At 62.8% G+C, this 24,274-nt stretch carries 25 protein-coding genes and 1 pseudogene; 8 read left to right on the top strand and 18 right to left on the bottom strand.

The window, feature by feature from the left end:
- Positions 1-27 precede the first annotated feature (27 nt).
- Positions 28-1,203 carry a CaiB/BaiF CoA-transferase family protein gene (locus M653_RS0101030; protein ID WP_027141605.1) on the top strand — a complete coding sequence of 392 codons (1,176 nt, stop codon included), beginning with the start codon at positions 28-30 and terminating at the stop codon, positions 1,201-1,203.
- Positions 1,200-2,849 carry a thiamine pyrophosphate-binding protein gene (locus M653_RS0101025; RefSeq protein WP_027141604.1) on the top strand — a complete coding sequence of 550 codons (1,650 nt, stop codon included), beginning with the start codon at positions 1,200-1,202 and terminating at the stop codon, positions 2,847-2,849. The genes M653_RS0101030 and M653_RS0101025 overlap by 4 nt, the downstream gene beginning before the upstream one ends.
- A gap of 44 nt (positions 2,850-2,893) precedes the next feature.
- On the opposite strand, the gene M653_RS0101020 is transcribed toward M653_RS0101025, so the two are convergent.
- From M653_RS0101020 to M653_RS0100995, 6 genes are all read right to left on the bottom strand, one after another.
- Positions 2,894-3,337, bottom strand: coding sequence for a CHRD domain-containing protein (locus tag M653_RS0101020; protein WP_027141603.1), 444 nt, complete (start codon positions 3,335-3,337; stop codon positions 2,894-2,896).
- Positions 3,338-3,535: 198 nt separating this feature from the next.
- Entirely contained in the window at positions 3,536-4,507 is a 972-nt protein-coding gene (locus tag M653_RS0101015) for an ABC transporter substrate-binding protein (RefSeq protein ID WP_027141602.1), read from the bottom strand.
- Between the two features lie 40 nt (positions 4,508-4,547).
- Positions 4,548-5,702 (bottom strand): ABC transporter permease, encoded by a 1,155-nt coding sequence (locus tag M653_RS0101010; RefSeq protein ID WP_027141601.1) that lies wholly within the window; start codon positions 5,700-5,702, stop codon positions 4,548-4,550.
- The gene (locus M653_RS0101005) at positions 5,699-6,577 is read right to left on the bottom strand and encodes an ABC transporter permease (protein ID WP_027141600.1); all 879 of its coding nucleotides are present in this window, start codon (positions 6,575-6,577) and stop codon (positions 5,699-5,701) included. Before M653_RS0101005 ends, M653_RS0101010 begins: the two co-directional genes overlap by 4 nt.
- Positions 6,578-7,060, bottom strand: coding sequence for an endonuclease domain-containing protein (locus M653_RS01000000131920; RefSeq protein WP_051442587.1), 483 nt, complete (start codon positions 7,058-7,060; stop codon positions 6,578-6,580).
- Positions 7,061-7,103: 43 nt separating this feature from the next.
- A complete protein-coding gene (locus M653_RS0100995; RefSeq protein ID WP_027141599.1) occupies positions 7,104-7,895 on the bottom strand; it encodes an ABC transporter ATP-binding protein in 792 nt (263 codons plus the stop codon).
- A gap of 139 nt (positions 7,896-8,034) precedes the next feature.
- On the opposite strand from M653_RS0100995, the gene M653_RS0100990 reads away from it, so the two are divergent.
- Positions 8,035-8,439 carry a cupin domain-containing protein gene (locus M653_RS0100990; protein ID WP_015317160.1) on the top strand — a complete coding sequence of 135 codons (405 nt, stop codon included), beginning with the start codon at positions 8,035-8,037 and terminating at the stop codon, positions 8,437-8,439.
- 26 nt (positions 8,440-8,465) lie between these two features.
- Here the strand turns inward: M653_RS0100990 and M653_RS0100985 are convergent, their stop codons facing one another.
- From M653_RS0100985 to M653_RS0100970, 4 genes are all read right to left on the bottom strand, one after another.
- Positions 8,466-8,843 (bottom strand): hypothetical protein, encoded by a 378-nt coding sequence (locus M653_RS0100985; RefSeq protein ID WP_027141598.1) that lies wholly within the window; start codon positions 8,841-8,843, stop codon positions 8,466-8,468.
- Between the two features lie 2 nt (positions 8,844-8,845).
- Positions 8,846-10,297 carry a dihydropyrimidinase gene (gene hydA, locus M653_RS0100980; RefSeq protein WP_027141597.1) on the bottom strand — a complete coding sequence of 484 codons (1,452 nt, stop codon included), beginning with the start codon at positions 10,295-10,297 and terminating at the stop codon, positions 8,846-8,848.
- 66 nt (positions 10,298-10,363) lie between these two features.
- Positions 10,364-11,614: a Zn-dependent hydrolase gene (locus M653_RS0100975; protein ID WP_027141596.1), complete on the bottom strand. Its 1,251-nt coding sequence runs from the start codon at positions 11,612-11,614 to the stop codon at positions 10,364-10,366.
- Between the two features lie 71 nt (positions 11,615-11,685).
- On the bottom strand, positions 11,686-13,014 hold the full coding sequence (locus M653_RS0100970) for an aspartate aminotransferase family protein (protein ID WP_027141595.1): 1,329 nt from the start codon (positions 13,012-13,014) through the stop codon (positions 11,686-11,688).
- A 226-nt stretch (positions 13,015-13,240) separates the two neighbouring features.
- Between M653_RS0100970 and M653_RS0100965 the strand changes: the two genes are divergently transcribed.
- Complete coding sequence (locus tag M653_RS0100965) at positions 13,241-13,876, top strand: TetR family transcriptional regulator C-terminal domain-containing protein (protein ID WP_027141594.1); 636 nt, start codon at positions 13,241-13,243, stop codon at positions 13,874-13,876.
- A gap of 133 nt (positions 13,877-14,009) precedes the next feature.
- On the opposite strand, the gene M653_RS01000000131915 is transcribed toward M653_RS0100965, so the two are convergent.
- A complete protein-coding gene (locus M653_RS01000000131915; protein ID WP_032934887.1) occupies positions 14,010-14,891 on the bottom strand; it encodes a helix-turn-helix transcriptional regulator in 882 nt (293 codons plus the stop codon).
- A 103-nt stretch (positions 14,892-14,994) separates the two neighbouring features.
- Here M653_RS01000000131915 and M653_RS0100945 point away from each other — a divergent pair, with 103 nt between their 5' ends.
- The 3 genes from M653_RS0100945 to M653_RS1000000136525 all read left to right on the top strand — a co-directional run bounded on the left by M653_RS0100945 (position 14,995) and on the right by M653_RS1000000136525 (position 17,535).
- The gene (locus M653_RS0100945) at positions 14,995-15,834 is read left to right on the top strand and encodes an SDR family oxidoreductase (protein ID WP_027141592.1); all 840 of its coding nucleotides are present in this window, start codon (positions 14,995-14,997) and stop codon (positions 15,832-15,834) included.
- Positions 15,831-16,553, top strand: a complete 723-nt coding sequence (locus M653_RS0100940; RefSeq protein ID WP_027141591.1) for an SDR family oxidoreductase — start codon at positions 15,831-15,833, stop codon at positions 16,551-16,553. Before M653_RS0100945 ends, M653_RS0100940 begins: the two co-directional genes overlap by 4 nt.
- A gap of 490 nt (positions 16,554-17,043) precedes the next feature.
- Positions 17,044-17,535, top strand: coding sequence for a hypothetical protein (locus M653_RS1000000136525; RefSeq protein WP_156938140.1), 492 nt, complete (start codon positions 17,044-17,046; stop codon positions 17,533-17,535).
- A gap of 33 nt (positions 17,536-17,568) precedes the next feature.
- Here the strand turns inward: M653_RS1000000136525 and M653_RS0100935 are convergent, their stop codons facing one another.
- From M653_RS0100935 to M653_RS1000000134245, 7 genes and pseudogenes are all read right to left on the bottom strand, one after another.
- Complete coding sequence (locus M653_RS0100935) at positions 17,569-17,946, bottom strand: DoxX family protein (RefSeq protein WP_027141590.1); 378 nt, start codon at positions 17,944-17,946, stop codon at positions 17,569-17,571.
- 69 nt (positions 17,947-18,015) lie between these two features.
- Positions 18,016-18,474, bottom strand: a complete 459-nt coding sequence (locus M653_RS0100930; protein ID WP_027141589.1) for a carboxymuconolactone decarboxylase family protein — start codon at positions 18,472-18,474, stop codon at positions 18,016-18,018.
- A 28-nt stretch (positions 18,475-18,502) separates the two neighbouring features.
- On the bottom strand, positions 18,503-19,021 hold the full coding sequence (locus tag M653_RS0100925) for an Rrf2 family transcriptional regulator (protein ID WP_027141588.1): 519 nt from the start codon (positions 19,019-19,021) through the stop codon (positions 18,503-18,505).
- Positions 19,022-19,135: 114 nt separating this feature from the next.
- Complete coding sequence (preA, locus tag M653_RS0100920) at positions 19,136-20,449, bottom strand: NAD-dependent dihydropyrimidine dehydrogenase subunit PreA (protein ID WP_027141587.1); 1,314 nt, start codon at positions 20,447-20,449, stop codon at positions 19,136-19,138.
- A gap of 12 nt (positions 20,450-20,461) precedes the next feature.
- On the bottom strand, positions 20,462-21,301 hold the full coding sequence (locus M653_RS0100915; protein ID WP_027141586.1) for a methyltransferase domain-containing protein: 840 nt from the start codon (positions 21,299-21,301) through the stop codon (positions 20,462-20,464).
- Positions 21,302-21,306: 5 nt separating this feature from the next.
- Positions 21,307-22,656, bottom strand: coding sequence for an NAD(P)-dependent oxidoreductase (locus M653_RS0100910; RefSeq protein ID WP_198028677.1), 1,350 nt, complete (start codon positions 22,654-22,656; stop codon positions 21,307-21,309).
- 127 nt (positions 22,657-22,783) lie between these two features.
- Positions 22,784-23,300 (bottom strand): annotated as a pseudogene (locus M653_RS1000000134245) (gamma-glutamylcyclotransferase).
- A gap of 174 nt (positions 23,301-23,474) precedes the next feature.
- Here M653_RS1000000134245 and M653_RS0100900 point away from each other — a divergent pair.
- Positions 23,475-24,251 carry a VOC family protein gene (locus tag M653_RS0100900; protein ID WP_027141584.1) on the top strand — a complete coding sequence of 259 codons (777 nt, stop codon included), beginning with the start codon at positions 23,475-23,477 and terminating at the stop codon, positions 24,249-24,251.
- Positions 24,252-24,274: the final 23 nt, after the last annotated feature.

Genomic DNA, 24,274 nt, shown 5'->3' with positions numbered 1-24,274 from the left:
GGATGATTGCGGCAAACACGGTGATTTATGGCCGAACCCCCGCTGAAAGGCGTCCGCGTCGTCGAACTCGCCCGCATTCTTGCCGGGCCCTGGGCCGGGCAGTTGCTTGCCGATCTCGGCGCCGATGTCATCAAGGTCGAGAGTCCCGATGGCGGCGACGACACCCGCAAATGGGGTCCGCCCTTCGTCATGGGCCATGACGGCGAGAACCTGTCGGCCGCCTACTACCATTCCTGCAACCGCGGCAAGCGCTCCATCGCCATCGACTTCTCGACGCCGGAAGGCGCCCAGACGGTGCGCCGGCTGGTCGCGACGGCGGATGTGCTGATCGAGAACTTCAAACTCGGCGGCCTGAAGAAATACGGGCTCGACCACGACAGCCTGAAGAAGATCAACCCTCGCCTGGTCTACTGCTCCATCACCGGCTTTGGTCAGGATGGGCCTTATGCGCCCCGCGCCGGTTATGACTTCATCATTCAGGCCATGGCCGGCATGATGTCGATCACCGGCGAGGCCGGCCGCGAGCCGCAGAAGGCCGGCGTCGCCATCTCGGATATCTTCACCGGCCTCTATTCGGTCATCGCCATCCAGGCCGCGCTTCGTCATGCCGGACAGACCGGCGAAGGCCAGCACATCGACATGGCGCTGTTCGACACTCAGATCTCGGCGCTCGGCAACCAGAACCTCAACTATCTCGTTTCCGGCAAGTCGCCGGTGCAGATGGGCAATGCGCATATGAACATTGCCCCGTACGAAGTGCTTCCGGTCAGGGACGGCCACATCATCCTGGCTGTCGGCAATGACGGCCAGTTCGCCAAATTCTGCGCCGCGGTCGGGCTGGACGATTTGCCGGCCAATCCCGATTTCACCACCAATCCGGCCCGCGTCGCCAACCGCGTGGACCTTCGCGCACGCATCATCGAGGCGCTTAAGACCTGGGATCGCGATCCGCTGCTGGCGAAGCTCGAAGCCGCCAGTGTGCCGGCAAGTCCGATCAACACGATCGGCCAGATGTTCGCCGATCCGCAGACCATTGCCCGCGGCATGCGGCTCGACCTCGACGACGGCCATGGCAACCGCCTGCCGTCGGTGCGCGCGCCGATGGTGATGTCGGGCACACCGCTCACCTATGAGCGCCCCTCGCCGCGCCTTGGCGAGCACACTGACGAAATCCTTGCCGAACTGGAGAAGTCTGGGAAATGAAGACCGGTGGACAACTGATCGTCGACGCCCTCGAAGCCAACGGCACCGACCGTATCTTCTGTGTGCCGGGCGAATCCTACCTTGCGGTGCTTGACGCCCTGCATGATTCCTCGATCCGCACCATCGTCTGCCGCCAGGAAGGCGGTGCTGCCATGATGGCCGATTGTCAGGGCCGCCTGACCGGCAAGCCCGGAATCTGCTTCGTCACCCGCGGCCCCGGCGCCACCAACGCTTCGGCCGGCATCCACATCGCCATGCAGGATTCGGTTCCCCTCATCCTGTTCATCGGCCAGGTCGCCAGCCACGCCAAGGAACGCGAGGCTTTTCAGGAGGTTGATTACGTCAGGTTCTTCGGCGACATCGCCAAATGGGTGGTCGAGATCGACGACGCCTCGCGCATCCCTGAATTCGTCACCCGCGCCTTCGCCGTGGCGACGTCGGGCCGCCCCGGCCCGGTCGTCATCTCGCTGCCGGAGGATATGCTGACCAGCATGGTCGAAGCGCCGGAAGCACTTCCGCACACGCCGGTCGATACCTATCCCGGCGAGGCCGAACTCGACGCACTGGAAATGCTGCTTGCCGGCGCGAAGCGTCCCTTGGTCATCCTGGGTGGCACGCGCTGGAACGCGGATGCCGTGGCGCGGATGCATGAGATCGCCGAGGCCTGGTCGCTTCCTGTCGGCTGTTCCTTCCGCCGCCAGATGCTGTTCGATCATCTTCATCCAAACTATGCCGGCGATGTCGGCATCGGCATCAATCCGAAGCTGGCGGCGGCCATCAAGCAGGCCGACGTCGCTCTCTTGATCGGCGGCCGCATGGGCGAGATGCCATCTTCGGACTACACGTTGCTGAAGAGCCCCTATCCCGACCAGGCACTGGTGCATGTCCATGCCGATGCGGGCGAACTCGGCCGGGTCTACCGCCCGACGCTGGCGATCAACGCCTCGCCAGCGGCTTTCGTCGAGGCTTTCGCCAAGCGCAAACCCGCCGGAACGCCATCATGGGCGGCCGAGACGCCCAGGCACCACGCGGCCTATCTCGAATGGTCGACGCCACCACAGACCGGCCCCGGCGCGGTGCAGATGGGTCCGATCATGGACTATCTTGAGAAAGTGTTGCCCGACGATGCCATCCTGACCAATGGCGCCGGCAATTATGCGACCTGGGTGCATCGCTTCCACCGCTCCCGCCGCTTCGGCACACAGGCGGCGCCGACGTCGGGCTCGATGGGTTACGGCACGCCGGCGGCGGTCGCGGCCAAGGCGCTTTATCCGGAGCGCACCGTGGTCGCCTTTGCCGGCGACGGCTGCTTCCTGATGAACGGGCAGGAATTCGCCACTGCCGTGCAGTACGATCTGCCGATCGTGGTGATCGTCGTCAACAACGGCATTTACGGCACCATCCGCATGCATCAGGAGCGCGAATATCCCGGTCGTGTCGTCGGCACCGATCTGAAGAACCCCGATTTTGCAGCACTTGCCCGCGCCTATGGCGGCCATGGCGAGACGGTGGAGAAAACAGCTGATTTCGCGCCTGCCTTCGAGCGCGCGCGAACCAGCGGCAAGCCGGCGATCGTCGAGATCAGGCTCGATCCCGAAGCGATAACGCCGACCCGGACGATGACGCAGATACGCGACAAGGCTTAAGGGCAGCCAGGCCGAGTTCCCTGGCGCCCGCCGGCCTTCGGCCGCTACATTGCCTTTTCGATCTGACCGCGGATCTCGCCGTCCTTGTGGGCCGCCGTGTGTACGTTGACGTAATACTTGCCGGCCTCCAGGTCGGCGGCCTGCGCATCCGTCAGCGTCGCCGACCCCTTGATCGGGCTCTTGAGCTTGCCTTTGAACGGGATCACGGGATCCGCGTTTTCACCCATTGCCGCCGGGCCGTGGATATGCGCGGCCGACGCCGGGCCGCTGAGGCCGGAATACTTCACGTTCCAGCTGAGCTTCTTCTTCGTGGTGTCGAAGGTGAGAGTGGCCGTCCCCTTGCCCTTGGTGGTGACAGCTGGACTCTGCTGGCCGCCATCGAGGGTCGCCTTGTATTTTACCATCTCGGCCATGGCCGGTGATGCGAACAGGAAAGCGGTGGAAATGGCGAGCGCCGATAGCGCCGGCAGGAAGGGGTGTGCGCGCATGAAGAGCCTCCGATTGAAATTGAAGCTATGCGTCGCGGCTCCCGCCGCGCGCATGCTTCAATGCAACGGCTGGTTGGCACAATGTATCCCCGCACACGGTTTTGTGATCGGAGCGAATGGAAAAGGGGCGGTCGCCCGCCCCTTTTGGTGTCAGCCGTCAAACCGGTCGCAGGCGCTGTTGATTGCGCCTGCCAGGCTTTACTTGACCGCCTTGTCCGTGATGGCGGTGGTGTAGGCGCCTTTCGGCTCCTTGGTGATGATCTTCTGGTCGAGCAGCGCCTTGGCGGTGCGCTCGTAGGTCGCCGGGTCGAGCTTGCCGTCGGCGTTGTCGATCAGCTTGGCGACTTCGCTCATCATCCGCTTCTGGTGGTTTTCGTCCTGGCCGCCGCCGTCCATGACGATGCCTGCCGCCTCGTCATTGTTGTCGATGGCGTATTTCCAGCCCTTCATCGAAGCGCGCACGAAACGCACCATCTTGTCCTCGAAGGCCGGATCCTTGAGCTTGTCTTCCGAGGCATAGAGGCCGTCCTCGAGCAGGTCGTTGCCCATCGCCGAGTAGTTGAAGACGGTGAGCTGTTCGGGCTTGTAGCCGGCGTCGATCAGCTGCCAGTACTCATTGTAGGTCATGACCGAGATGCAGTCGGCCTGCTTCTGGATCAGCGGCTGCACATCGAAACTCTGCTTGAGAACGGTGACACCATCGGGGCCGCCATCGGTCTTGAGGCCAAGCTTGTTCATCCAGGCGTAGAACGGATATTCATTGCCGAAGAACCAGACGCCCAGCGTATGACCCTTGAAATCGGCTTCGCTCTTGATCGGGCCGTCCTTCGGGCAGACCAGCTCCATGCCGGCCTTTTTGAACGGCTGGGCGATGTTGACCAGCGGCACACCCTTTTCGCGCGCGGCGAGCGCGCCGCCCATCCAGTCGACGATGACATCGGCACCGCCGCCGGCGATCACCTGCTCGGGCGCGATGTCGGGGCCGCCCGGCTTGATGTCGACGTCGAGGCCTTCGGCCTCATAGAAACCCTTCGCCTTGGCGACATAGTAGCCGGCAAACTGCGCCTGCGTGACCCATTTCAGCTGCAAGGTCACCTTGTCGGCGGCCATTGCCTGGAACGCGGCCAGCGACATCGCGCCGGCCAGAACTGGAATAATAAGTCTTTTCATTTTTTTACCCTCTGAAGTTAGTGCCCTAAACCCACCGCCCCTATCCACCACGGACAGAGGGATGCCAAAACGTGACGGCCCTTTCGACAAGGGCGACCACGCCATAAAAGACCGAACCCGCAAGTGCTGCAACTGCGATTTCGGCCCAGACCATGTCGATGTTCATCCGCCCGACCTCGGTCGAAATGCGGAAGCCCATACCGACGACCGGCGTGCCGAAGAACTCGGCGACGATGGCGCCGATCAGCGCCAGCGTCGAGTTGATCTTCAGCGCGTTGAAGATGAAAGGCGCTGCCGCCGGCAGCCGCAGCTTGATGAGCATCGGCCAATAGCCAGACGCATAGGTGCGCATCAGATCGCGCTCCATATGGCCGGACGCGGCGAGCCCGGCGACCGTGTTCACCAGCATCGGGAAGAAGGTCATGATGATGACGACAGCCGCCTTGGACTGCCAGTCGAAGCCGAACCACATGACCATGATCGGCGCCACGCCGATGATCGGCAGCGCCGAGACCATGTTGCCGATCGGCAAGAGCCCGCGCCGCAGGAACGCCACGCGATCGGCGAGAACAGCGGTGACGAAGCCCGCGCCGCTGCCCACGACATAGCCGAAGAGCACCGCCTTGAAGATGGTCTGCCGGACATCGGCTCCGAGGATCGGCAGCGAACCGGCGATGCGCGCGCCGATGGCGCTCGGCGGTGGCAGGAGGATGAAAGGAATGCCGGCGCCACGCGTTACCGCCTCCCAGATGATCAGGATCCAGGCACCGAAGATGGCCGGAATGATCAGACGCAAAGCGGTCCGCGTCGAGCCGTCCGTCGGGCGCAGTCCAGACAAGACCGCGACGCAACGCCAGCCAAGCAGCCAGGCGGCCGCGAGCAGCAGGAAATATGGCGCCCGCGCCAGACCTTCGAAGCTGGCAATGCCCCCGATGAGCAGCCAGGCCGCCAGATGCGCACCGATGAAAAGCACGACAGCTTCGGCCATGGGCGGCACTTTGGCCATCGGGATCAAAGCGGCGAGAAGCAGCGCGCCGAAGATCAGCCAGCTCGTCGTGGCATAGGGATAGATCAACGTCCCCGCAGGCTGCGCCAGCGGATCAACTTTTGGCGCTGCGATCGCTCCGAGCGCAACGGCGATCAGGCACGCCAGGGCCGCCAGCGCCGCTTGCCAGGAAGGTCTCAGCCGGTTCATGCCGGCCTCCCGCCCATGGCGCGGTCGACGAGGCGGCCGGCGATGCCAACCACCATCACAAGCAGCGCCGCCACGATCGAACCGGCGACCAGCGCCGACCAGATGTCGATCGACTGGCTGTAATAGGCGCCGGCCAACAGCTTGGCGCCGATGCCGGCGACAGCACCCGTCGGCAGTTCGCCGACGATGGCGCCGACCAGGCTTGCCGCCACCGCAACCTTCATCGAGGTGAACAGGAACGGCACCGAGGCCGGCACGCGCAGCTTCCAGAAGGTCTGGGCCTGGCTGGCATTGTAGGTGTGCATCAGGTCGAGATGCATGATCTCGGGCGAGCGCAGCCCCTTCACCATGCCGACCGTTACCGGGAAGAACGACAGGTAGGTCGAGATCATCGCCTTCGGGACCAAGCCGGTGATGCCGACCGCCGCCAGCACGACGATGATCATCGGCGCCACCGCCAGGATCGGAATGGTCTGCGAGGCGATGATCCACGGCATCAGGCTGCGGTCGAGCGTCGCCACATGGACGATGCCCACCGCAATGACGATGCCGAGCGCGGTGCCGAAGGCAAAGCCGAGCAGCGTCGAGGACAGCGTCACCCAGGCGTTGTAGACAAGACTGCGGTTCGAATTGATGGGCCGCAGAAACGTATTCTCGAAGAAATTCACCGCCACCTGATGCGGCGCCGGCAGCGTCGGCTTCGGCTGCGACAACGTCTTGCCGATGAGTTCGCTGAAGGTCGAGGTTTCGTTGGCCCGCCGGTCGAGATCGCGCTGGAAGGGCGCGTTGAGGAAGACGGCGAAAACGTACCAGAGCACGACGACGCCAACGAGGATCGAGGTGACCGGGATAAGCTTGTCGCGGAAGGTGTCCATCTAGCGATCCTCGCCGGGCTGGCGCCCTCCTCTCCCCAACGGGGAGAGGGTGGCCGGAGCGAAGCGGAGGTCGGGTGAGGGGGTAGAAATCTTTCCGTCAAGGCAAGCCAAGATCGTATCAAGGACCGCTCGGCGCTCGGCCAACACTTCGTGGTTCCAGAATCTCAGAACGGAATACCCTTGGCCGTTCAGCCAAGCGGTTCTCACGGCATCGGCTGGAGAATCCGCGTGCTGGCTGCCGTCAAGTTCGACAATCAGGCCGTTCTCGCGGCAAACGAAATCGGCGATGAAAGGTCCGAGAGGCACTTGCCTCACAAATTTGTAACCGTTGAGATGACGGCCTCTCAGTTCGCCCCAAAGTCTGTATTCAGCCTCGGTCTCTTCAACCCGCAGCCTTCGGGCGCGTTCGGTTGCCCCGATCTTCCTCTTGGTCGGATCTGTCGGCGCCGCCCCCTCACCCGACCTCCGCTTCGCTCCGGCCATCCTCTCCCCGGGGGGGAGAGGAGGAAACTCATCCTGCCCCCACTCAATCATCATAGCTATGCCCTGCCCTCAACCCGTCCCGCACCCGTGCGGCGATCGCCAGGAACTCCGGCGTCTCGCGGATGCCGAGCGGCCGCTCTTTCGGCAGCGTCGATTCAATGACGTCGCTGACCCGGCCCGGACGTGGCGACATGACGACGATGCGTGTCGACAGATAGACCGCCTCCGGGATGGAGTGCGTGACGAAGCAGATGGTCTTGTTCGTCCGTCCCCACAGTTCCAGCAATTGCTCGTTGAGGTGGTCGCGCACGATCTCGTCCAGCGCGCCGAACGGCTCGTCCATCAACAGGAGGTCGGCGTCGAAGGCGAGCGCACGCGCGATCGATGCGCGCTGCTGCATGCCACCGGAAAGCTGCCAGGGATATTTCTTCTCGAAGCCGCTGAGATTGACGAGGTCGAGTGTGCGCTTGATGCGCTCCGCCTGCTCGGCCCTGGACAGGCCCATGATCTCCAGCGGCAGCGCGACGTTGCGCTCGATGGTGCGCCAGGGAAACAGGGCGGCGGCCTGGAAGACATAGCCGTAGGCGCGTTTCTCGCGCGCCTGTTCAGCTGTCATGCCGTTGATCGAAATCGCCCCCGAGGTCGGCTTCTCCAGATCGGCAATGACGCGCAGCAAAGTGGTCTTGCCGCAGCCCGACGGCCCGATGAAGGAGACGAACTCCCCCTTGCCGATGGTCAGGTCGACATTGGATAGCGCCTGCACCGGCCCGTCATTGGTCTGGAAGGTGAGCCCAAGTTTGCTTGCCGAAACGACGGCTGGCGAAATTCCTGTCATCGGTTGCGGCCTGCCTGTTCCCGCGGCGCCATCCCGATTCCGATTGCTTTTATCGCGATGTTGTTTTCCATTCGACCCGTCCCATTGGCCCCAGCCCTGCTGAGCTTGTCCCACTCAATCGACGCCCGGAGTTTCCCCGATGTCGCCTAAACCCACTTGTCATCTTATCCGCCCTGAAAGCACTTATGAAGGCAAGCAGGGTCTAACCTATTTCGCAGGCATCGCCACCGAGTCGGTCGGCTCTTCCGGCATCTGCATGCATGTGCTGACCATGCCGCCCGGCGCCCGCGCCAAGGCGCATCTGCATGAGAACCATGAAACGGCGATATACGTGCTCTCCGGCGAGGTCCATACCTGGTATGGCGACCGGCTGGAGCATCACATCGTCGTCAAGGCCGGTGACCTCTTCTACATTCCGGCCGGCGTGCCGCATTTGCCGGCCAATCTGAGCAACGCCCCCTCGTCGGCCGTCATCGCCCGCACCGACCCCAACGAACAGGAAAGCGTTGTCCTGTTGCCGGAACTGGATGCACTGGTCGCTTGATATCCTCGAACGAGGGACGCTGGCCGTCATCGGCACCGTGACACTTCCCCGTAGATGGTACCGTCCTCGTCGGCAATCACCAGCTTCTTGGCGTTCTTGGCGTTGCGCTTGATGGTGAACTGGATCGTCGACTGGCCTTCCTCGCCTTCCGCCTGGCATTGCGCCTTCGCCACCAGCGAACCGTCGGCCTGTACCTGCTTTTCAGTGAAGGTACAGGCGCTGGCGATGGTGATGAAGTCGGTGTCGGTCAGCAGCAGCATGTCCTCGGCATAGACCTTCTGACCATTCTTGTTGATGCAGCCGGTCTTGTTGCCATAGGGCTTGGACAGGTCGATGCCGGCCGCCGAGGCGGAGCCGGCAGCCAGAACAAGAACGGCGGTGAGATAGAACCCCGCGCGCCTCACCGTCAAACCCCGGTCGCCGGAATGCCGGTCCGCTCGACCTTGCGCGGCGCGGTGATCTCTTTCCAGGTCGACAGCGCTCGGTTGACCGCGGCGTTCGGCTCGCGGCCGACGAACTCACCATGGCCGGGCTTTGCCTTCACCTCGGCTTCCTCGATCGACAACTCGCCTCGCGAGAAGACGAAGCGCGGCAAGCCCGTCACCTCGACGCCTTCGAACACATTGTAGTCGATGACAGACTGCTGCTTCTTCGAAGAAATCGTTTTCTTGCGCTTCGGATCCCAGACGATGATGTCGGCATCGGCACCTTCGACGATGGCGCCCTTTTTTGGATACATGTTGAGGATCTTGGCGATGTTGGTCGATGTCACCGCGACGAACTCGTTCATCGTCAGCCGCCCGGTGTTGACGCCCTTGGTCCATAGCACGGGCAGCCGGTCCTCGAGGCCCCCCGTGCCGTTCGGGATCTTGGTGAAATTGCCGACGCCGAAACGCTTCTGCTCGGTGGTGAAGGCGCAATGATCGGTCGCCACCACCTGCAGCGATCCGGCTTGCAGGCCCGCCCATAGCGAATCCTGGTGCAGCTTGTTGCGGAAGGGCGGGCTCATCACGCGGCGCGCCGCGTGGTCCCAGTCCTTGTCGAAATACTCGCTCTCGTCCAGCGTCAGGTGCTGGATCAGCGGCTCGCCGAACACCCGCATGCCTTTCTGGCGCGCCCGGCGGATCGCCTCGTGGCTCTGCTCGCAGGAGACGTGCACGACATAAAGCGGCACGCCGGCCATATCGGCGATCATGATGGCGCGGTTGGTCGCCTCGCCCTCCACTTCCGGTGGGCGCGAATAGGCATGTCCTTCGGGGCCATTGTTGCCGGCGGCGAGGAGCTTCTGCGACAGGGCGGCGACCACATCGCCATTCTCGGCATGCACCAGCGGCAGTGCGCCGAGGTCGGCGCAGCGCTGGAACGACGCGTACATCTCGTCGTCGTCCACCATCAGCGCGCCCTTGTAGGCCATGAAGTGCTTGAAAGAGGTGATGCCCTTGTCGACGACGGTGGCCATCTCGTCGAACACCTGCTTGCCCCACCAGGTGATCGCCATGTGAAAGGAATAGTCGCAGGCTGCCTTCGAGGTCTTGTTGTCCCACATCTGCAAGGCTTCGAGCAGTGATTGCTGAGGCGACGGGAGGCAGAAATCGACCACCATCGTCGTGCCGCCGGCCAGGGCCGCACGCGTACCGGATTCGAAATCGTCGGCGGAATAAGTGCCCATGAAGGGCATTTCAAGATGGGTATGCGGATCGATGCCGCCCGGCATGACATAGCAACCGGTAGCGTCGTACTCATGGTCGCCATGCAGGTCCGAGCCGATGGCAACGATCTTGCCGTGCTGCATCAGCACGTCGGCCTTCCAGGTGCGGTCGGCTGTGACGACGGTGCCGTTCTTGATGACTTTGGTCATTTTGCTGTTCCCTTGTTCTTCTCTTCGCGCTTCTTGGTGAGCGGCGTTGAGGGTAAATCTCTAAATTCACTCCACGATAACGGCCGTCTCCACCACCGCGTGGAACAGAACGTCGGCGCCGGCCGCGGCCCATTCCTTGGTGATCTCTTCCGCCTCGTTGTGGCTTAACCCATCCACGCATGGGCACATCACCATCGCGGTCGGCGCGACGCGGTTGATCCAGCAGGCGTCGTGGCCGGCGCCCGAGACGATGTTGCGATGCGTATAACCGAGCCGCTCTGCGGCGTCGCGGATCGCCTTGACGCAGCCCTTGTCGAAGGTGACCGGATCAAAATGACCGACCTGCTCGATCTCATAGCGGATGTCGAGCGCATCGCAGATCGTGTCGATGCCTTCGCGGATGCGGCCATCCATGGCGTCGAGCACTTCCTTCTCCGGTGAGCGGATGTCTATGGTGAAGACGGTGCGGCCGGCGATGATGTTGCGCGAATTGGGATAGACTTCCATGTGGCCGACCGCGCCGACGGCGTCAGGCTGGTAGTCCATGGCGATCTCGTGCACCAGTTCGATCACCCGGGCCATGCCGAGCCCGGCATTGCGGCGCTTGGGCATCGGCGTCGAGCCGGTATGCGCTTCCTTGCCGGTCAGCGTTACCTGCAGCCATTTCAGGCCCTGGCCGTGGGTGACGACACCGATGTCGATATCTTCGTCCTCAAGGATCGGGCCCTGCTCGATATGCAGTTCGAAGAAGGCGTGAATCTTGCGGTCGCCGACCTTCTCGGCGCCCTTCCAACCGATGCGCTCCAGTTCCTCGCCGAATTTCTTGCCGTTCTTGTCCGTATGCTCGTAGACATCGGCCTGGTCGAGCACGCCGGCGAACACGCCGGAGGCCATCATCGCCGGGGCGAAGCGCGCGCCTTCCTCGTTGGTCCAGTTGGTGACGACGATCGGGTGTTTGGTCTTGATGTCGAGGTCGTTGAGCGAGCGCACGATCTCCAGACCGCCGAGCACGCCGAGAACGCCGTCATACTTGCCGCCGGTCGGCTGCGTATCGAGGTGGCTGCCGACATAGACCGGCGGCAGGCTGGGATCCGTGCCTTCGCGGCGGGCAAACATGGTGCCCATCTCGTCGACACCCATTTCGAGCCCGGCCGCATCGCACCAGCGCTTGAACAGGTGCCGGCCCTCGCCGTCCTCGTCGGTCACGGTCTGGCGATTGTTGCCGCCGGCAATGCCGGGGCCGATCTTCGCCATCTCCATGATGGAATCCCACAAACGGTCTGAATTGATTCGCAGATTTTCGCCGGGTGCCGCCATTCAAAGTCCTTCCATTTCATGTTCTGGGCGGGTGGCGGTTCCCATCGCCACCCGCCCAGGTAAAGGCAAGTCTAGTCGATCGACCGCAGCACTTCCCGCACATGGTCGATCAATTCGTTGATCTGGCCCTTGGTGATGATCAGCGGCGGCGACAGTGCGATGATGTCGCCGGTGGTGCGGATCAGCGCGCCGCGCTCGAAGGCTTTGACGAAAGCCGAGAACGCCCGCTTGGTCGGGCTGCCGGCGATCGGCGCCAGTTCGATCGCGCCGATCAGGCCGATGTTCCTGATGTCGATGACATGCGGCTCGCCCTTCAGCGAATGCAGCGCGTCTTCCCAGTAAGGCGCTAGTTCCTCGCCACGCGTCAGCAAGCCCTCTTCCTTGTAGGTATCGAGCGTGCCGAGTGCGGCCGCACAAGCGATCGGATTGCCCGAATAGGTGTAGCCGTGGAAGAACTCGATCATGTGCTCGGGGCCGGTCATGAAGGCGTCGTGGATTTCCTTCTTCACGAACACGGCGCCCATCGGGATGACGCCGTTGGAGACGCCCTTGGCGGTGGTCATGATGTCGGGCGTGACGCCGAAATAGTCGGCGGCGAACGGCGCGCCAAGGCGGCCGAAACCGGTGATGACCTCGTCGAAGATCAGCAGGATGCCGTGCTTGGTGCAGATTTCGCGCAGCTTCTCGAGATAGCCCTTCGGCGGCAGGATAACGCCGGTGGAGCCGGCGACCGGCTCGACGATGACGGCCGCGATGGTCGAGGCGTCATGCAGGGCGACGATACGCTCCAGATCGTTGGCGAGCTCCGCTCCATACTCCGGCACGCCTTTCGAAAAAGCGTTCTTCTCCGGCAGATGCGTGTGCGGCATGTGGTCGACGCCACCCAGCAACGTGCCGAACATCTTGCGGTTGGTGACGATGCCGCCGACCGAGATGCCGCCGAAATTGACGCCGTGATAGCCGCGCTCGCGGCCGATGAGCCGGGTGCGTGAGCCCTCTCCCTTCACGCGGTGATAGGCGATCGCCATCTTCAACGCCGTCTCGACCGATTCCGAACCGGAATTGGTGAAGAACACATGGTCCATGCCCTTGGGCGCGAGGTCGACAAGGCGGTTGGCCAGCTCGAACACGATCGGATGGCCCATCTGGAAGGCGGGGGCGTAGTCGAGTTCGGCGGCCTGGTGCTGGATCGCCTCGGTGATCTTCGGCCGGCAATGGCCGGCGTTGACGCACCACAGGCCGGCGGTGCCGTCCAGCACCTTGCGGCCGTCGCTGGTCGTGTAATGCATGTCCTTGGCGGACACGAACATGCGCGGCGCCTGCTTGAACTGCCGGTTTGCCGTGAACGGCATCCAGAATGCGCTGAGATCGTTCGGCGTGACTTTCAGCCGGTTGGACATGACCAAGACTTCCCCTTGTAACCTGTTTCGCTGCGCCCAACGCTTGGTCTTTGCCGCGCTTTCATGCTACGCAAATTTTGACCGATTGGACAAACGTTAGCACCGCCATGTCGGCGGTCAATGGATTACTAGCGGAAATGCGGCTCCTGAAGTGCGTTCCACAGGTTGGAGAAAAACTGGTCCAGAGAATTGGTCCAGATGAGCGTCGATGCGAGGGTCCGCAACGGTGACCACGAGCACGCAAGCCCCTCGCCGCACCCGCATCCAGGTGGAAAAGCGCGAACTGATCCTGGAGGCCGCGCTCGAAGTGTTTTCCACCAACGGGTTCCGAGGTTCGACCATCGACCAGATCGCCGAAGCCGCCGGCATGTCGAAGCCGAACCTGCTCTACTATTTCCGCCGCAAGGAGGACATTCACGAGACATTGATGGAGCGGCTGCTCGAAACCTGGCTGGCGCCGCTCAGGGAACTCGACGACATCGGCGATCCGATGACCGAACTCAGGAGCTACATCAGGCGCAAGCTGGAAATGGCCCGCGACTTTCCGCGCGAGAGCCGGCTGTTCGCCAACGAGATCCTGCAGGGAGCGCCGCGCATCATGCCGCTGTTGGCGGGCGAGTTGAAGACGTTGGTCGACGAGAAGGCCGCCGTCATCAAGGGCTGGATGCGTGCCGGCAAGATCGCCCGGACCGATCCCTGGCACCTGATCTTCGCGATCTGGGCAACGACGCAGCACTATGCCGATTTCGACGTCCAGGTCCGCGCCGTTCTGGGGCCGAACCGCGGCGGCGACGGCCGCTTCGAGGACGCTGCCCGCTTCCTGGAGCAATTGTTCCTCGATGGGCTGAAGCCAAACGGCTAGCGACCGACCCACCGGTTGCTTGGTTCTTGCTGACCGTGGAGGTTAGCGGAGGCGCTCATCATTTCGTCATCCACGGGCGGAGCAAGGAGCGTAGCGACGCGGCGCAGACCTGGGGATGACGAAGCTGAGGGTCTTAGGCGCTACGCCGTTCGGCCGGCATCGCCTCCAGCAGTTGTTGTAGCTTGGCGATCGAGTTCTGCTCGGCGAGCGGCGTATAGACGATCAGCCGCATGTCCGAGCCGTCGTCGATCGACAGGCTCATATGCTCGAAAGCCATCAAGCCCGCCTTGGGATGCCGGACGTGCTTCACGCCGGTCAGTTTTCGCGCCACGTCGCGCCGGGGCCACCAGTCGCGGAACTCGGGACTTGAGTTCATCATCAGCGCGATCAGCCGTTCGAAATCGGGATCGCCGACATATTTGGCGCTTTCGGCACGAAACGAGGCGAGCACCACGCGGGCGAGTTCTTCCCAGTCGACCAGCAGGCGGCGGTGGTGCGGGTTGGTGAACACCATGTGGACGATATTTCTGCAATCGCCCTCCAGCAGGCCATAGTCGCCGAACACCGCCACAGCCGCTTCGTTCCAGGCAAGAACGTCCCAACGCCGGCCGACGACATAGGCGGGCTGCAGCACCAGGCTTTGCAGCATATGCAACAGCGTGGCGTCGACCTTTTCCGGCGCCGCCACACGACGCTCCGGCTGCTGGCGGCCGGCCAGGATGAACAGATGCCGCTTCTCGACAGCGTCGAGGCGAAGCGCCTCGCAGAGCGCCGCCAGCACTTCCACCGAGGGCCGCACATCCCTGCCCTGTTCGAGCCAGGTGTACCAGGTGGTGCCGACACCGGCGATCATCGCCACTTCCTCGCGCCGCAGGCCCGGCGTGCGCCGTCGCGGACCTGTCGCGATGCCGGTGGCCGACGGCGCCAGCCTTTCCCGGCGCGAACGCAGGAAGGCGCCGAGTTCGTGCCGGCGGCTCTCGTCGGCTGATCGGGTGGAGGCAGCGGGAGCGTTCATGCCGGCTATTATAGCAGTATTGATACCAGGATAAAGTTTGAACTGTTTGACATGGGCGAAGCGCCCCATCTTGCGTTCAGGGCAACAACAGGAGGCTCTGAACATGGAATTGAAAGGCAAGACCATCCTCATCACCGGCTCGACCGACGGCGTCGGCCGGGTCGTGGCGCAAAGGTTGGGTGCGGCCGGCGCACGGGTGCTGGTGCATGGCCGCGATGCAACACGCGGCAAGGCCGCTATCGCCGACATCGAAGCCGCCGGCGGCAAGGCCGAGTTTCTCGCGGCCGATCTCGCTTCGCTGGCGCAGGTAAGACGCCTCGCCGAGGCCGTGCGCAGCAGCACAACCCGCCTCGACATCCTCGTCAACAATGCCGGCGTCGGCACCGCCGGCGACAAGCGACAGACAAGCGCCGATGGCTACGAACTGCGCTTTGCCGTCAACTATCTCGCCGGCTTCCTGCTGACCTCGGAGCTTCTGCCGCTGCTGAAGGCGAGCGCCCCGGCACGCATCGTCAATGTCGCGTCCGCCGGCCAGCAGGCGATCGATTTCGGCGATGTCATGCTGACCCGCGGCTATAGCGGCGTGCGCGCCTACTGCCAGAGCAAGCTGGCGCAGATCCTGTTCACCATCGATCTGGCCGAGCAGTTGGAAGGCAGCGGCGTCACCGTCAACGCGCTGCATCCGGCGAGCTACATGAACACCACCATGGTCCGACAGGCGGGCGTGACGCCGTGGAGCTCCGTCGAAACGGGCGCCGAAGCTATCTTGAACCTCGCCACCTCATCCGCGCTCGAAGGCCGCGGCGGCCTCTATTTCGACGGACTGCGCGAATCCCGCGCCGACGCCCAGGCCTACGACGCCAGGGCAAGACAACAATTGCGCAGCCTGAGCCTCGACCTCGTCGGGTTGGCTTCGCCAAAATCGAAGGAAGAACAGTCATGACCGACAGAACCGAACACACAGTCATCATCGGCGGCTCGTCCGGCATCGGCCTGGCGACAGCGCGCAAACTGCTCGGCCCGGGCATGAAGGTGACCATCACCGGGCGCAACCAGGACAAGCTCGGCAGCGCCTGGAAGAGCCTTGGCGGCGCTGCCGAGAAGGCCGCCTTCGACGCTTCGAAGCCGGATGAGGTACGCCAGTTCTTCGAGCGCCTCGGCCCATTCGACCATCTCGTTCTGGCGGCGAGCGGCGGCAAGGGCCTCGGTCCATTCGAAACCCTCGACCTTGCAGACATCGGCGGGGGCGTCGACGAGAAGGTGCGCCCGCAACTCTCCTGCCTTCAGGCCGCCTTGCCGACGCTAAGCAAGAGCGGATCGGTCACATTCATTTCGGCGGTGTCGGCCCAAGTCGCGATGCCGGGCGTCGCCGGCATCGGCGCCATCAACGGCATGCTGCTGACCGTCGCGCCGATCCTGGCGGTGGAACTGAAGCCGCTGCGCGTCAACGTGGTTGCGCCCGGCGTCATCAACACGCCGTGGTGGGATTTTCTACCGGTTGAGCAGCGGCAGGCGGTCTTCGCCGAATATGCGGGGAAAACGCCGGTCGGCCGCATCGGCCGTGCCGAGGACGTCGCCTCGGCGATAGCCTTCCTCGTCTCCAACAGCTTCATGACCGGCCAGGTGCTGACCTGTGATGGCGGCCTGCGGTTCGCGGCCTGAGCGATGCTCGCGCTGCTGCCCGACTTCGGCAGATAGGGTTAGTGGTGCGTTAACCTATTTATATAAGTGTATTCAATACTTTATCCGAAACTCTAGAACGGGGTTGGTATGCACTTTCGTGACAATGTGATTGAGTTTTCGGCCAACAAAACGCCGGCCAACACGTCCGACGAATACCTGGCGGCCGAAGCGGCGGCCTTAGATGTTTGGCACGGACCAAACCTGTATTCATCTTTTCTAAGAAAGAATGGTGTCAGGCCCAATCGGTACCAAGCCGCAACAATTGGCATATTAATGGGAACAAGGGTTCTCGCATCCGACGGCTCGCGGCAGCCTTGCTCTTACGGCCATCGATCGCGGAGTTAGGAAGCGTCACCATACCTCCGCATGTGTCCTTATGCTGTTCATGAATTGTTTTAGTGGTTGACGCGGCGAATTGTCGCGATCACGCTATAACTTTATCTGATTCGTGAAACAACGAGGTCGTTAAATGGCTCGTCGGCAAGCGCTGGCCAAAGTACGAAACTTACTCATCGCGAAAGCTAGTGAACTAGGAAATCCTGGAGCCTCATCAGACACAGTAGTTGCTGCGGTCCTCATGGAACATCCTGACGCCGTGCTCGAAGCAAGAGATGATCTTGTGAGGATGGCTCTCGCACGAGAACTCTCACGCGCACGCGAGAGGGGCCCGACCAGCATAGGAGCGAGCCAGCTCACGCTGTGGAGCAATTTCAATGTATCGCCTCAGATTCGCATACCGAATGAGCAAGGCGAACTAGTCTACAAAAATCTCGATATCTGCACATTTGAAGAAGTGGAGGCGTATGCGGCTTCGCTACCTACTCCTAGAAATCGATCACACAAAAGGGCCAACTTGCTACAAATGGTGGAGGCGTTGAAGCCCTTTCGATCTACCGAGAAAGACATTATTGCTATCAGTTGGGCCGCGTCGATCGCTGCGTCGAAGAAAAGTGCCGCGTAGTATTGCCGAGGCCGCATTCTTGTATTCGATACCTTAAAGCGACTGCGCAATCAGCGTCAAAAACCCTCCGCTCAGCGCGACATTGCCCACGAAACCGTTGATGCGCGCTGCCCGGTCTGGACCCTGATGATCCCAGAAATTATGGAACATTGGCGTCGCCACGATCAGGAACATCACCAGCACCGTGCAGGCAATCGCGGTCCAGAGACCGGCCATCACCAGCACCCCTGCGATGATCTGCAGGACAATGCCGGCCCACAGCGCCAACCGAGTCTTTGGCACGCCACGCGCGGCCATCAAACCGGTCAGGAATGCGGCGTTCTGGATGTTGCGCAGGCCGGCGAAGACAAAGGCGCCGCCGAGCAGCAGGCGGCCGAGAAACAGCAAGGTCGAAGGCAAATCGACGGGCATTAAACTCTCCCTTTGAAAACAGTAGGAGCGCCGCCTTCCTCGGCGGCGCTCCAATAGACACCAGGACGGTCAGGCCGCCTTGGCGGCCGGCATCGGATGGATGGCATGGAACGGGATGCAGAGCCGGTTCCAGGTGTTGATCATGCCGACCGCCACGGACAGCTTGACCAGTTCCTCTTCCGAAAAATGCTCGAGCGTGCTGATATAAAGTTCGTCCGGCACACCATTTTTGGCGATCAGCGTCACCGCCTCGGTCCAGGCGAAGGCGGCGCGTTCGCGCTCGGAGAAGAGCGGCGATTCCTTCCAGGCAGCGACCAGATAGAGCCGCTGTTCGGTCTCACCGTCGCGCCTGGCTTCGCGGCTGTGCATCTCGACGCAGAAGGAACAGCCATTGATCTGCGAGGCCCTGAGCTTGATCAGGTGCAGCAGGCTCACCTCCAGTCCGCATTCGTCGACCGCCTTGTTGAGTGCCGACACCGCCTTCATGATTTCCGGCGCCTTGGCGAAAAATTGCAGTCTCTGTTTCATCGTCTTTCCTTTCGCATCTTTGGGGAGGTTAGGCTTGGTTGGTTGAACGGGATTTCTGCGGCCGCTGATGACGCTCGACAAAGGCGCAGCTCGCGGCAAACGATCTGGGGTCGCCTTCCGCCGCGTAGTCCGCCACGATGTCGGACAGCTTCACCTCTGCGAGCGCTGCCCGGTAGGCGCGCTCGGCCTTCAGCATCGCGGCATTGATGCCGCAGGGTTTGACATAGGCCGAGGCGTCGATCTTGACCGGACCGTTGCGGCGGATCTCGCCGCAGCGAAACGCCGGCTCGCGCCCTTCGACGGCCAGCACGATGTCGAGCAGCGTGATGCGCTCGGCAGCCCGCGCCAGCCGGTAGCCGCCGGCGGGACCCGGCACCGATTCCAGGATCCGCGCCGCGCTCAACATGTTGAGATGCTTCAGGAGATAGGTCGGCGACAGGCCGAAGGCCTCCGCCAGGGCCGCGCCCGGCATCGTGCTGTTGCCCTCGACACTGGCCAGCGTGGCCGCGCAGTGAATGGCCGCTTCAACGCCCTCGCCCAGCTTCATGATGCCTATCTCCAATTCATGGATATATCTTATCGTGGATAATTCCTATCTGCAATAGGGAACTGAAAAAAACGGCGCCCGAAGACGCCGCTTTTCTCGTCGAATATTTGCTCCCTACTCCGCCGCCACCTTGGCCATCGGATTGTTCGGATGCGTCGTCCAGTTGGCATAGACCGGCGACACCGGCCTGCCGGTGCGCTGGTCCAACGCACCGGCCGCCAGCGGCTCCATGGTGATGCAATTGTCGACCGGGCAGACATTGACGCACAGATTGCAGCCGACGCACTCGGCCTCGATCACCTCGAAATGCCTGATGCCGTTGACCATGCTGGTGATCGCCTGGTGCGAGGTGTCCTCGCAGGCGATGTGGCAGCGGCCGCACTTGATGCAGGCGTCCTGGTCGATACGCGCCTTGGCGACATAGTTGAGGTTGAGGTACTGCCAGTCGGTGACGTTTGGCGTGGCACGGCCGATGATGTCGTCGAGCGAGCGGTGGCCCTTCTCGTCCATCCAGTTTTCGAGGCCGGCGATCATCTCCTGCACGATCTTGAAGCCATAGGTCATCGCCGCCGTACAGACCTGCACGTTGCCGGCGCCGAGCGCCATGAATTCGGCGGCGTCCCGCCATGTGGTGATGCCGCCGATGCCCGAGATCGGCAGGTCGCGGGTTTCGGGGTCGCGCGCGATCTCGGCCACCATGTTCATGGCGATCGGCTTCACCGCCGGGCCGCAATAGCCGCCATGCGAACCCTTGCCGTCGATGGTCGGCATCGGTGCGAAACTGTCGAGGTCGACACCGGTGATCGAATTGATTGTGTTGATCAGCGACACCGCGTCGGTGCCACCGGCATGCGCTGCTCGCGCCGGTTTGCGGATATCGGCGATGTTGGGCGTCAGCTTGGTGATGACGGGCATGCGCGTATATTGCTTGCACCAGCGCACCACCATTTCGATATATTCCGGCACCTGGCCGACGGCCGCCCCCATGCCGCGCTCTGACATGCCGTGCGGGCAGCCGAAATTGAGCTCGATGCCGTCGGCTCCGGTCTCCTCGACCAGCGGCAGGATGGATTTCCAGCTTTCCTCGACGCAAGGTACCATGATGGATGCGATCAGCGCGCGGTCGGGCCAGTCCATCTTGACTTGCTTCATCTCGCGCAGATTGGTCTGCAAATCGCGGTCGGTGATCAGCTCGATGTTGTTGAGGCCGAGCAGGCGCCGGTCGGCGCCCCAGATCGCGCCGTAGCGCGGGCCGTTGACGTTGACCACCGGCGGCCCCTCTTCGCCGAGCGTCTTCCAGACCACACCGCCCCACCCCGCCTTGAAAGCGCGGATGACGTTGTAGGCCTTGTCGGTCGGCGGCGCCGAGGCCAGCCAGAACGGATTGGGCGATTTGATGCCGACGAAATTGTTGCGGATGTCAGCCATGACAGGTCCCTTTCAACCGAGACGAAGGAGCATTTCCACGGGAGCAAGAATGCCGCCCTCAAGCGCGGCGGTGAGATTGGCGATCTTGGTGCGGGCATCCTCGCCCATGACGAGGCCGACGCCGGGCGGCGGCTTTTTGCCCTCGGCCTGCGCGGCGGCCATGCGGGCCCGCATCTTCGCGAAGAATTCGATGGCGAAAGCACCGCGCGGGCGCTCCGCGGTCACCGAGAAACCCGCCGCGGTAGCTGTCGAACGATAGTTGTCTGGCCCGGCGACAAAGGACATGGTCTCGTCGGATGCCCATGGCAGCGGATAGGTCAGCGCGCCGTCCTTGAGCCGCATCACGTCATATATGGCGAAGACGCCGCCGGGCTTGAGCACACGGGCCGCCTCGCTCATCAGCCTGCGCTTGTCGGGAAGGTTCATGCCGACATGCAGGATCATTGCCGCATCGAAGCTGGCCTTGTCGAACGGCATGTCCAGCGCGCTGCCCTGCACGAAGCGCGTCTTGCCGTCCATTCCCACCCGTTTCGACAGGCTGGCCGCGGTGTCGACATAGCTTTGCGTCAGGTCGATGCCGGTGACGTCGGCGCCGGCATTGTTCGCGGCAAAACGGGCCGGGCCGCCTATGCCGGAACCGATATCGAGAAGCCTGGCGCCGGGCTTCAGCCCCATCCGATCGATAAGTTCCCTGGTGGCGGCCACGCCGCCAATGTGGAATTCGTCGACTGCGGCGAGATCGTCGGCGCTCAGAAAGGCGATTTCCACACCAGTATCGGCAAGCGCGGCAAGAATCCGCTCCAGGCCTGAAATCTCGTAGTGACGGGCAATGCCCGGTTCCACCGTGGCCATGATCCTTATCCCTGGGTCAGGCTCCTGTGGATGCTCTCGGCCGCATCGCGCCCTTGCGCCACGGCCGAGACGGTCAGGTCGTCGCCACCAAAAATGCAGTCGCCGCCGGCCCAGACCTTGGCCAGCGAGGTGCGCCCTTCCTCGTCAACCTTGATGCGGCCGGCTTCGAGGTCGATTGACGCCCCACTGCCGTTGAGGGCGACCGGCACAAAACTCTGACCGATGGCCTTGAACACCTGGTCGGCAACCAGCGTCAGCGTCTCGCCGGTGCCGGCAAGCTTATCCCCGATGAGCGCGGTGTATTCGAGTTCGATGGCACTGACCTTGCCACCTTCGGCGATCACCCGCTTCGGCTGCAGCCAATGGCGGATGGTGACGCCGTTGGCGGCGGCCAGGTCCTGCTCGAACTCGGAGGCGTTCATATGCTCCTGGCCGCGCCTGTAGCAGATCGTCACCTCCTCGGCGCCAAGCAGCTTCGACTGCACGGCGGCGTCGATCGCCGTCATGCCGCCGCCGATGACGACGACGCGGCGGCCGACCGGCAAGCCTGAGAGGTCGCTGGCCTGGCGCAGCTCGGCAATGAATTCGACCGCGTTGGTGACGCCGGCGGCTTCCTCGCCATCGGCGCGCAGCGCGTTGACGCCGCCAAGCCCCATGCCGAGGAACACCGCATCGTAATTGCGGATCAGGTCGGAGAACTGGTAGTCGCGGCCGAGCGTCTTGCCGTTCTGGATGTCGATGCCACCGATCGCGGTGACATAGTCGACCTCGGCCTNGGCGAAGTTGTCGACGCTCTTGTAGGCGGCGATACCATATTCGTTGAGGCCGCCGGCCTTCGGGCGCGCCTCCAGGATGGTCACGTCATGGCCGTGGCGGGCGAGCCGGTGCGCCGCGGCAAGGCCGGCCGGGCCGGCGCCGACCACGGCGACCGTCTTGCCCGTTGGCTCGGCGCGTGGGTAAAACTGCTTGTTCTCGCTCATCGCGACATCGGTGGCGTAGCGCTGCAAACGGCCGATCTGCACCGGCTTGCCTTCCGCCACCTCGCGCACGCAGACCTCCTCGCACAGCGTCTCGGTCGGGCAGACGCGGGCGCACATGCCGCCCAGGATGTTCTGGTCGAAGATGGTCTTGGCCGACCCGATCGGGTTACCGGTCGAGATCTGGCGGATGAACATCGGGATGTCGATCGAGGTCGGACATGCATTCATGCACGGCGCGTCGTAGCAGAAATAACAGCGGTCGGATTCGACCAGCGCCTCGTGATGATCGAGCGGCGGATGCAGGTCGGAAAAATTGTCCGCGTATTGGTCCGGCAGGAGCCGGCCGCCGACAATACCCTTTTTGAACTGGCCCACTGGCATTTTCAGTTCCCCATGTTTTCGTTTTGGGAAAGGCTAGCACGTTTTGTTTTTTTATCAATTGGTCAATTTTTGACGCAAGCCGCTGAAAAGGCTGAACTAAAAGATGACAGTCCAATTCAAGTTAAGATGACGGTAACGCAGGGATGGAGCTGCCGACCATGCCAATGCCGTGGATCGACCTGATCTCTTCGGCTACCAATTGTTGCAATGTCCAAAGATTGCGGTCGCGGATGCCGAATTCCTCGAGATGGCTGACCGTGTTGTAAAGATATTCCGCGCCGGAGCCGACATGACCGCAGGCGCGCGCCAGCACTTGCGCCACTGTCTCCAGCGGCTGCCCGAGCGAAGTGCCTCTCCCCGTCACCCCGACCCAGAAACCCAGCGCCCGCAGATGCCCTTGCGCCGTAACCATGGGCGGTGGCGCGCTGGCGTTCGACGGACTCGAAAGCCGGCTTCCAGATCAGTGAGCCATAGGCGAACACCCATAGCGGCCCCGCATCGGCTTCATCGGACAGCCGCGCGGAAAGGACCCGGAAATCCTCGTCGCTCAGCTGCGTCCAGCTGCCGCTGGGCCCGGGATCGGCCTCCTCGCGATGGCACAGTGCGACAAGCTCGGCTGTAAGCGACATCTGCCGCATGGATCGAGGCCCCCTTCTCAGGCCAAGCAAAGGTGAAAATCGCAAGGCGCGCAAGATACCAGGAGGCTGGCCTTGCCGTTCCCGATTTCTAGCCCAGATGTCGGATTTCTGTCGTCAAGATCGTCCTAGGATGGATCGAACGACGATCAGTGCACAACGGTGAGGAGACCGACCATGCCAAAATCCCCGATGCCCTTCTTCTGGTACGAACTGGTGACGTCGGACCTCGACGCCGCGGAGGCTTTCTACACAAAAGTGGTCGGCTGGAGGGCCGAGCCCTTCGACAAGGCCCCAGGCATGCCGCGCTATATCGTCATGAATGTCGGCGAGCGTGGCGTCGGCGGCCTGATGACGATGCCTGAGGATGCGGCCAATATGGGTATGCCACCCGCCTGGCTGGGCTATATCCATGCAAGGGATGTCGATGCCGCTACGGCGTCGCTGGAGAAAGCTGGTGGTACCGTTCACCGCCAGCCCGACGACATTCCAGGCGTCGGCCGCTTCGCCGTCGTCGCCGATCCGCAAGGCGCGACCTTCATGTTCCTGCAGCCGAACGGCCCCGACCAGCCGGTTGTGCCGGCCAGCACGCCTGGCCATATTGGCTGGCACGAACTTTATACGAGCGATTGGAAGGCCGCCTTCGATTTCTATTCCAGCCAGTTCGGCTGGACCAATGCCGGCGAATTCGATATGGGCCCGATGGGCATCTATCAGACCTTCACCGCCGGCCCTGAATCCGGTGGCGGCATCATGAACAAGCCCGAGCAGATACCGGTGCCGGTCTGGCAGTTCTATTTCAATGTCACCGGCATCGACGCGGCCGCCAAACGCGTCACCGACAATGGTGGCAATATCCTGATGGGACCGATGGAGGTGCCCGGAGGCAGCTGGATCGTGCAATGCCAGGACCCGCAAGGCGCGCATTTCGCTCTGATGGCGCCGGTGCGGTAGCGAGCGCTTACGCCAACCACTGA

The organism is Mesorhizobium sp. WSM3626 (genome assembly GCF_000513935.1).
In the GTDB taxonomy this organism is placed as follows: Bacteria; Pseudomonadota; Alphaproteobacteria; order Rhizobiales; family Rhizobiaceae; genus Mesorhizobium; species Mesorhizobium salmacidum.
This window is presented reverse-complemented; position numbering and strand designations above follow the sequence as displayed.

Excerpts from the sequence above, each read along its gene's own strand:
- M653_RS0101030 (WP_027141605.1), top strand. The coding sequence starts at position 28 with ATGGCCGAACCCCCGCTGAAAGGCGTCCGCGTCGTCGAACTCGCCCGC.
- M653_RS0101005 (WP_027141600.1), bottom strand. The coding sequence starts at position 6,577 with ATGGACACCTTCCGCGACAAGCTTATCCCGGTCACCTCGATCCTCGTT.
- M653_RS1000000136525 (WP_156938140.1), top strand. The coding sequence starts at position 17,044 with ATGGCTCGTCGGCAAGCGCTGGCCAAAGTACGAAACTTACTCATCGCG.
- M653_RS0100900 (WP_027141584.1), top strand. The coding sequence starts at position 23,475 with ATGCCAAAATCCCCGATGCCCTTCTTCTGGTACGAACTGGTGACGTCG.
- M653_RS0100945 (WP_027141592.1), top strand. The coding sequence starts at position 14,995 with ATGGAATTGAAAGGCAAGACCATCCTCATCACCGGCTCGACCGACGGC.
- M653_RS0100975 (WP_027141596.1), bottom strand. The coding sequence starts at position 11,614 with ATGGCGGCACCCGGCGAAAATCTGCGAATCAATTCAGACCGTTTGTGG.
- M653_RS0100930 (WP_027141589.1), bottom strand. The coding sequence starts at position 18,474 with ATGAAACAGAGACTGCAATTTTTCGCCAAGGCGCCGGAAATCATGAAG.
- M653_RS0100925 (WP_027141588.1), bottom strand. The coding sequence starts at position 19,021 with ATGAAGCTGGGCGAGGGCGTTGAAGCGGCCATTCACTGCGCGGCCACG.
- preA (WP_027141587.1), bottom strand. The coding sequence starts at position 20,449 with ATGGCTGACATCCGCAACAATTTCGTCGGCATCAAATCGCCCAATCCG.
- M653_RS01000000131915 (WP_032934887.1), bottom strand. The coding sequence starts at position 14,891 with ATGAACGCTCCCGCTGCCTCCACCCGATCAGCCGACGAGAGCCGCCGG.
- hydA (WP_027141597.1), bottom strand. The coding sequence starts at position 10,297 with ATGACCAAAGTCATCAAGAACGGCACCGTCGTCACAGCCGACCGCACC.
- M653_RS0101015 (WP_027141602.1), bottom strand. The coding sequence starts at position 4,507 with ATGAAAAGACTTATTATTCCAGTTCTGGCCGGCGCGATGTCGCTGGCC.
- M653_RS0101025 (WP_027141604.1), top strand. The coding sequence starts at position 1,200 with ATGAAGACCGGTGGACAACTGATCGTCGACGCCCTCGAAGCCAACGGC.
- M653_RS0100940 (WP_027141591.1), top strand. The coding sequence starts at position 15,831 with ATGACCGACAGAACCGAACACACAGTCATCATCGGCGGCTCGTCCGGC.
- M653_RS01000000131920 (WP_051442587.1), bottom strand. The coding sequence starts at position 7,060 with ATGGCCGGAGCGAAGCGGAGGTCGGGTGAGGGGGCGGCGCCGACAGAT.
- M653_RS0100915 (WP_027141586.1), bottom strand. The coding sequence starts at position 21,301 with ATGGCCACGGTGGAACCGGGCATTGCCCGTCACTACGAGATTTCAGGC.
- M653_RS0100935 (WP_027141590.1), bottom strand. The coding sequence starts at position 17,946 with ATGCCCGTCGATTTGCCTTCGACCTTGCTGTTTCTCGGCCGCCTGCTG.
- M653_RS0101020 (WP_027141603.1), bottom strand. The coding sequence starts at position 3,337 with ATGCGCGCACACCCCTTCCTGCCGGCGCTATCGGCGCTCGCCATTTCC.
- M653_RS0100970 (WP_027141595.1), bottom strand. The coding sequence starts at position 13,014 with ATGTCCAACCGGCTGAAAGTCACGCCGAACGATCTCAGCGCATTCTGG.
- M653_RS0100995 (WP_027141599.1), bottom strand. The coding sequence starts at position 7,895 with ATGACAGGAATTTCGCCAGCCGTCGTTTCGGCAAGCAAACTTGGGCTC.
- M653_RS0101010 (WP_027141601.1), bottom strand. The coding sequence starts at position 5,702 with ATGAACCGGCTGAGACCTTCCTGGCAAGCGGCGCTGGCGGCCCTGGCG.
- M653_RS0100990 (WP_015317160.1), top strand. The coding sequence starts at position 8,035 with ATGTCGCCTAAACCCACTTGTCATCTTATCCGCCCTGAAAGCACTTAT.